The sequence below is a fragment of the Deltaproteobacteria bacterium genome (assembly GCA_013151915.1).
Lineage (GTDB): Bacteria > BMS3Abin14 > BMS3Abin14 > BMS3Abin14 > BMS3Abin14 > BMS3ABIN14.
Window position 1 is genome coordinate 1 of record JAADHJ010000027.1, and the last position, 7,770, is coordinate 7,770.

5 protein-coding genes and 1 tRNA gene are annotated in these 7,770 nt (G+C 55.7%); 5 read left to right on the forward strand and 1 reads right to left on the reverse strand.

Translation table 11 applies throughout. The annotated features are described in order from the left end of the window. Positions 1 to 317: 317 nt before the first annotated feature. The gene (locus tag GXP52_05670; GenBank protein ID NOY86770.1) at positions 318 to 497 is read right to left on the reverse strand and encodes a hypothetical protein; all 180 of its coding nucleotides are present in this window, start codon (positions 495 to 497) and stop codon (positions 318 to 320) included. A gap of 288 nt (positions 498 to 785) precedes the next feature. Between GXP52_05670 and GXP52_05675 the strand changes: the two genes are divergently transcribed. The 5 genes from GXP52_05675 to GXP52_05695 all read left to right on the forward strand — a co-directional run bounded on the left by GXP52_05675 (position 786) and on the right by GXP52_05695 (position 7,666). Then, positions 786 to 3,305 carry an NADP-dependent malic enzyme gene (locus GXP52_05675; GenBank protein NOY86771.1) on the forward strand — a complete coding sequence of 840 codons (2,520 nt, stop codon included), beginning with the start codon at positions 786 to 788 and terminating at the stop codon, positions 3,303 to 3,305. 51 nt (positions 3,306 to 3,356) lie between these two features. Next, positions 3,357 to 4,790 carry an FAD-binding protein gene (locus tag GXP52_05680; protein ID NOY86772.1) on the forward strand — a complete coding sequence of 478 codons (1,434 nt, stop codon included), beginning with the start codon at positions 3,357 to 3,359 and terminating at the stop codon, positions 4,788 to 4,790. Then, on the forward strand, positions 4,783 to 6,147 hold the full coding sequence (locus tag GXP52_05685) for a (Fe-S)-binding protein (GenBank protein NOY86773.1): 1,365 nt from the start codon (positions 4,783 to 4,785) through the stop codon (positions 6,145 to 6,147). The genes GXP52_05680 and GXP52_05685 overlap by 8 nt, the downstream gene beginning before the upstream one ends. Before the next feature lie 222 nt (positions 6,148 to 6,369). After that, positions 6,370 to 6,446 (forward strand) — tRNA-Met (locus GXP52_05690). 806 nt (positions 6,447 to 7,252) lie between these two features. Then, the gene (locus GXP52_05695) at positions 7,253 to 7,666 is read left to right on the forward strand and encodes a hypothetical protein (GenBank protein NOY86774.1); all 414 of its coding nucleotides are present in this window, start codon (positions 7,253 to 7,255) and stop codon (positions 7,664 to 7,666) included. The last annotated feature ends 104 nt before the right edge of the window (positions 7,667 to 7,770 follow it).

Below are 7,770 nucleotides of genomic sequence, written 5' to 3' on the forward strand. Positions count from 1 at the left end.
TGGTCCTGAACCAGGCCAACAACCGTGAGTCTGAGGATTGAAACGCGGATAAAGAATGTTCAACGGGATAAGAAACGTTCAAAAGTTCAAAAGTTCAATGTTCAAAAGTTCAATGTTCAAACGTTCAATGTTCAAAAGTTCAAAAGTTCAATGTTCAATGTTCAACGTCAAACTTCAAACGTCCAAAGCCAACTCACCACAGCGTGTCCTGGGCTAGTCGAAGGATGGAGCAGCCTCCAAGCGGCTGCACTGTGGTGAAATAACCATGTTCCAGGGGTTTTCGACACTCCCCTATCCCTTTAATCCCCTTCACCCTGTTAAATCAGAATTTTCGCTGCGGCTCCCCATGGTCGCCACACGAGATCGCTTCGCATGGTTTCAGCTTCCGCCGTCGCTCTTCGAGCTATGGCGGGACAGGCGCGATGACAGGCCTTGCACTTGTCCGAAGTCCCGCCGTCGGCGGGATCGAAGGGCGTCCGGTCCTCCCCTCTGGACACTGGACCCTTCGACAGGCTCAGGGCAGGCTCTGGACTGCTCTACCCCGTTGAACCGTTGAACCTTGAACTTTGAACGTTATTATTCGAACCCCCCGTAGCTCGAAGAGCGAAGGTAAAAGGGCGCCCGGAATCCAATGTAAGTTGATTTAATGATGAGATGGTGTTAAGAGAATTTTTCCCGATATATATAAGGGCGGCGAGGGGAAAAGTCGGCCGCCCGATTCCAATTCAGGGGGTACTTAAGTGACGAAGAAAACCAAAGCCTCGAAAAGCAAGGACGATTCAGAACTGGAAGACCAGTTCAGCCTCAGCATACGCCTTAAGAACCAGGGGCTGATAGGGGTCGAAAGCAAGATCCCCCTCAAGGACTCCTCCGCTCTGAGCCTTCTCTACACGCCCGGAGTGGCCGCCCCTTGTATGGAAATCGCCAAAGACCCCATCAGGTCATTTGACCTGACCTGCAGGGGAAACACCATCGCGATTGTCAGTGACGGGTCGGCTGTGTACGGATTGGGCAGCACAGGGCCCGAATCCGCCCTGGCCATGCTTGAGGGCCGGTCCGTATTTTTCAAGACCTTCGCGGGTGTGGACGCGTTTCCCCTATCTCTGGATACCCAGGATTGCGACGAGATCGTGGAAATCTGTCTCAGGCTTGCCACCAATTTCGGGGGAATCGTCCTGGAGGACATTGCGGCTCCCAAGTGTTTTACCGTTGAGAGAAACCTCAAGAGAGCGACCCGCATCCCTGTTTTTCACAACGATCAACACGGCGGCGCCATCGCCGTTTACGCTGCGCTTATAAATGCCTTGAAGATCGTCGATAAGAAGCTCGACAGGGTTAATGTCGTTATCAGCGGGGCAGGCGCCGCCGGCGTCGGGGTGGCCAGGCTCCTTCTGGCCGCCGGCGCCAAGCATATCACCCTGTGCGACAGGCGTGGGGCGATCTACCGCTACCGTGTGGAGCCCACCAACTGGGCCAAGGCCGATGTTGCCCGAAAGACCAATGTCCCCCGACGTAAAGGGACGCTTAAGGAGATGCTGGTGGGGGCGGATGTTTTTATCGGGCTTTCGGCCCCCGGAATCGTCTCCCGGGATATGGTAAAGAGCATGGCCAAGGGAGCCATCGTCTTCGCGATGGCCAATCCTATTCCCGAGATCATGCCCAATGAGGCTCTCAAAGCCGGGGCCGCGGTGGTCGGTTCCGGGCGATCGGATTTTCCAAACGAGATCAACTCCGCCTATGTTGCGCCGGGTATCTTTCGCGGGATGCTGGATGTCAGGGGTGTCCGCCTGACGGAAAAGATGCTGCTTGCCGCGGCTGAGGTTGTTGCCGGTATGGTTACGGAGGATAAGCTTAACTCTTCCTATATCGTTCCTCCCATCTTTGATTTCCACATCGCGGCGAAGGTTGCCAGAGTGGTAGCCCAGACCGCCATCGAGTCGGGAGATGCCAGGCTGAACGTTGCGCCGGTCGAGATAGAGAAAAAAACCAAGAGGATCGTCTACGAAAACGAATATACCATTCTCCCCCCTCCTCCTCCGAGCAAGAAGAACATGAGTCTCAATGAGGAATCCCTCGATCTTCATCATCGATATCAGGGTGTTCTGGAGATCAAGGTTAAAGTCCCCATCAAGGACGAATACATCCTCAAGAGCCTTTACCTGCCTCCATCGTCTTCAGATGCCAGCGCCTACCTTTCAAGACACCCGGAGCAGGTCTATGATCTCACCTGCAAGGGCAACCTCGTAGCTATCGTTTCAGATGGAAGCGCGGTTCTGGGCCTTGGAAACATCGGTTCCCGCGCGGCCATCCCGGTCATGGAGGGCAAGGCGGTGCTTTTCAAGACCTTCGCCGGTGTGGAGGCCTTTCCCATCTGTGTCTGCACACAGGATGTTGAGGAGATCATCGGCATAGTCAAGGCCATCTCGCCGACGTTCGGCGGCATCAACCTGGAGGATATTTCAGCCCCGAGATGCTTCGAGATAGAGGAAAGGCTCAAAAAAGAGCTGGAAATCCCTGTCTTCCACGATGATCAGCACGGGACCGCCGTCGTCGTCCTGGCAGGTCTGATCAACGCTCTCAAGGTTGTCGGAAAGAAGTTGTCCGAGGTCAGGGTGATAATAAATGGAGCTGGGTCCGCGGGCATCGCCGTCGGCAAACTCCTGATAATCGCCGGTGTCCAGGATATCATATTCTGCGACATCCACGGCATCATCTGCGAGGGGCAGAGGAAAGGGTTGAACCCGGTCCAGTTAAGGATGAGCGAGGTCACCAACCGGGAGCACATAAAGGGCGATCTTGCCGCGGCCATGAAGGGATCGGACGTATTTATCGGTCTTTCGGCCCCGGGCATAGTCAGCCGGGATATGGTCAAAAGCATGGCCAAGGATCCCGTCGTGTTCGCCATGGCCAATCCCATCCCCGAGATAATGCCGGACGAGGCGAAAAAGGCAGGGGCTGCGGTGATTGTAACCGGCAGATCGGATTTCCCCAACCAGGTGAACAACAGCATGGTGTTTCCGGGTATTTTCAGGGGAGCCCTGGACGTCAGGGCCAGGAACATCAACGACAGGATGAAAATAGCGGCGGCCAATGCTATCGCCGGCTTCATAGACGACAAGGACCTGAACGCTGAATATATCATTCCCAGTACCATGAATTTCAAGGTGCCCCCACAGGTGGCCGCGGCAGTGGCAAGATCGGCAATTGAGACCGGAGAGGCCAGGATCGAGCGGGATCCCGATGAGGTTGCCGCTCAGACCCTGGTGTACCTGTACGAGGGCCACATGCGTCACCTGAAAGGTTGATGACTTCGCAAAACATCATCTCATGGACTTTTTACGACAATGTCAAAATTGATGGAGTTAAAAGGACTGGGTTCCAAAACCCGGGAAAAGATCCGCAGGATCGTAGGTTCCGACAACTGTTCGGACAGGCCGGAGGATCTCTACCTCTACGCTTTCGATGCCATGAACCGGCGATTTCTGCCGGAGATGGTCGCGCACCCCGCTGACGCTTCCCAGATCTCCTCCATCCTAAAGCTGGCAAACGCGGATGGTTTTCCCGTTGTTCCGCGCGGCGCGGGGACGGGGTTGACCGGAGGCTCCCTTCCCGTGGCAGGGGGTCTGATCCTCACCACGTCCCGCCTGAACCGTATTATCGGCATCGACCGGGAAAATATGACCGCGTGGGTGGAATCGGGGGTCATCAACGGTGACCTTCAGGCGGAAGTAGAAAAACAGAGCCTCTTTTTTCCGCCGGATCCCTCCAGTGCGAAATTCTCGACTCTGGGTGGAAATGCCGCGGAGAACGCCGGCGGAAGCCGGGCCGTCAAGTACGGCGTAACCAGGGATTACGTCATGGCCCTCGAGGTCGTGATGCCCACGGGTGAGATCATCCATACCGGTTCGGCCGCCATGAAAAGCGTGACCGGGTACGACCTTACAAGGCTTCTCGTTGGATCCGAGGGTACGCTCGGCGTCATCACCAGGCTTCTTCTGAAGCTGATCCCCAAGCCCCAGGCGGTGGGGAGCATGCTTACCTCCTTCCCCGAGGTCCGGCAGGCCTGCATGGCCGTGACGAACATAATGACCAGCAGAATCGTGCCGTCCACCCTGGAGTTCATGGACCGGTCGGCCATCGACTGCGTCAAGGACTACCTCGATCTCGAAATCCCTTCCGAGGCGGCCGCTCTGCTGCTCATCGAGGTCGACGGACCCCCCGGCGTGGTGGAAGACCAGGTGGCGATCCTGGAAAATGTCTGCCGTGAGGCCGGGGCCATCCTGTTTCAAACCGCCTCGACGCCGGAGGAGAGGGAATCCCTGTGGAAGGCGCGAAGGTCCATTTCTCCGGCCATCATGAAGATCAGGCCCCTGAAGATCAATGAGGATGTCGCCGTTCCAAGGATGAAGATCCCCGACCTGATCCAGGGGGTCGAGGAGATCGCCGGAAAGCGGGATGTCAGGATCGTGAATTTCGGCCATGCCGGCGACGGCAATGTCCATGTCAACCTCCTCATCGATCCTGAGGACAAAGACGAGGTGGCCCGGGCCCATACCGCCCTGGAGGATCTGTTCAAACTTACCGTGAGTCTTGGAGGCAGCCTGACGGGCGAGCACGGAATCGGGATTGCCAAAGCCCCATTCATGTACCTCGAAGTCGATAAGGACACCATGGACGTCATGAGGCGGATTAAAAGGGCCCTGGACCCCAATAACATCCTCAATCCGCACAAGACCTTCGATTATGAGCCCGACATTGCCGACAGGGAGATCCGTGCTCCCGATGCATAGGGAAAATCGTACCGGCGTCACTTTCGACGCCGCCTCCAGCTGCGTCAAGTGCGGTACCTGCCAGGCCGTTTGCCCTGTCTTTGGCGCCAGAGCAGTGGAATCGAGCGGCGCAAGGGGAAAGATGGCCCTTATCGAGGCCGTTTCCCAGACCCTGATCCAGGAGACCGGACATTACAGGGAGTACCTGGAGACCTGCCTTCTTTGCGGGGCGTGCGACGAGGCCTGTCCCAGCAATGTTCCCACTTTGGATATAATGCTCCGTGCCCGGGAGAAGATGGCCTCCGGGGTCGGGATGAAAACGGGAAAAAGTCTTATTCTCAACCACCTTCTGGGCGCCGCGAAGACCTTCAACCTGGCCGTCAGGACAGGCCGGACCCTCCAGGGATTGATGTTCAGAAGGGTGCCGGCATCCAGCGGCCTGAGGCGGCGATTCCCGCTTCCGCTCATTGCAGGCGACCGGACCGTACCGAAACTGGCCAGGCATTTTTTTACGGATCGCTTCCATGGTCTTGTCATGAAGGGAGACGGCCCCAGGGTCGGTATATTCGCCGGCTGCATGACAAACTACTTTTACCCCGAGATGGGGGAGGGGATGATAGGCCTTGTCGCGGCCACAGGCGCCTCTGTGGCCGTTCCCGGGAAACAGGTATGCTGCGGCATGCCTGCGCTGACCGGGGGCGCCAGGGGGACTGTCAGGGACCTTGCCGTACAGAACCTGGGAGTATTCGAGAAATATGAGCTTGATTGCATCGTGACGGGCTGTGCAACCTGCGGCGGTAATCTCAAGGACAACTACGGGCCCCTTCTGAAGGAGGCGGGCATCCCGGAAGATCGTATCGACGGCTTCGTGTCGAAGATCCTGGACATCAACGAATTTCTCTTCCAGGCGGGCCCGGCCGTACAGGTTCACGGTGAGAAGGTACAGGGGGCTCAGGCCCTGAAGGTTACCTACCACCACCCCTGTCACCTGGGGCGTCTTCAGGAGGTCAGGGATGAGCCCATAGCGCTCATCGAGTCCATGGCCGGCGTTCAGCTCGTCCCCATGGAAGAGGCGGACAGGTGCTGCGGCATGGGAGGATCCTTTTCCATCGAGCACTACGACATCTCCAAAGAGGTCAACGATCGAAAGGTGAAGAATATCGTTGCCTCAGGCGCTCAGGCCGTGGTCACGTCCTGCCCTGCCTGCATTCTGCACATCAGGGACGGGTTGATCCGGAACGGGCACGGGGAGATCGAGGTGCTGCATGTTACGGACCTGATTTCCGCGCGGCTGGGAAATCAGCGTTCAACGTTCAAGGTTCAAGGTTTAAGGTTTAACGGGGTGAAGCAGGTTATAGGTAAAGCAGGTTCAACGTGATAAAGAACGTTCAACGTTCAATGTTCAACGGAGTAAATCAGTCCAGAGTCCCGCCTTCGCCCTTCGTTCTTCGGACTGCGCCGTGGCAGGTAAAGGGGATTAAAGGGACAGGGAGTGTCGAAAACCCCTGGAACGTGAAACGTGGAACCTGGAACCAGATCCCAGCCCCCCCCGTTCCCTTGACAAACCCGTTTCCCGGTGATAGTTAAGAACCTCTTTTGTTGCGGGGTGGAGCAGTCCGGTAGCTCGTTGGGCTCATAACCCAAAGGTCGCAGGTTCAAATCCTGCCCCCGCTACCAATCAAAAAATGAGGGCCTCGCGAATCAGTGAGGCCCTCTTTTTTTGTTGGAGTTCAACGTTCAAGGTTCAACGTGGAAAAGCAGGCTATAGGCTATAGGTAAAGCAAAGTTCAAGGTTCAACGTCCAACGGGGTAAATCAGTCCAGAGCCTGCCCTGAGCCTGTCGAAGGGTCCAGAGGGAAGAAAAATGGACACGGGGAGGAGAGGATAAGCGCAAGGCCTGTCATATGCGGAGCCGCAGCGAAAGTGCTGATTTCACAGGGATGAAGGGGATGGAGGGGATAAGGCAAACACTGGAAGGGGATAAAACCTTAAAGCTTTGGGTTAAAGGGCAACGCTCCGCCACAGGACATATTATCTCACGCCCGTTCGTCACGCCCTCTGTGTGACTCACTCAAGACGCCAAGGACGCCCCTCGACAGGCTCGGGACTTCGCAGAGAAAAGATGTTCTCCTTACCCAACCGCTACATACTTGGAGCGGGATTTCCTTGAAATCGGCTGGTTATCCTTGCGCCCGGGGTCAAAGTTTACTTTTATCCCCTCCATCCCCTCCATCCCTGTTAGAAAAGGTCCATGATGATTTACAGGCCTATTCGCCTCGGACTCCCGGGAAGCTGTAATCCATTTTTCATCGAGATTTTTTGACCATTGACAGGCTTTTCGTATGATATGCTTGAGGCAATTCATGAAACCGTACCCCGGGTTCTCAGATTTCAGACCTGATGAGATCATCTGCAGGAATGTTGAGGACGAGGGGGACAAGGGAATCCTGTAAAAGGCTGCCTGAAAGGATAGGAAGAGCATTATGAAAAATTCATTAAAAGGGGCGCTGTTATCCGGTGTGGTATTCCCGGGCTTTGGTCAGATTGTCTTAAAACAGTATAAACGCGGCATTGTTTTGATGCTTACGGTATTCGCCGGCCTGACGGTAATCGTGGTTACAGCGGTACGGCAGGCACTTGCCATTCTCGAAAAAATTGATCTGGCGGGGGGCGTAATCAATACAAAAACAGTTACAGACGCGGCCGCCCAGGTATCTTCCAGCTCCGCCAACCTCGCATACAATCTCGGGTTGTCTTTTATAGTTATTTTCTGGATTTATGGGATAGTAGACGCCTACAGGATTGGAAAGAAAATGGACATGGAAAACAGCAGGCCCGGTTTTAATAGGGCGGGGGAGGGGGACAGAACGGCAGGCGATAGTACGACGCGGCGATAGTACGCGGCCATTTCGGAGATCAAAAGCTCTTAACGCAGAGGACCGTCCTTCGACGCGTTTCACCATTTGGCCAGGCTTAGGGTTAAAACTTGCTCAGGACAGGC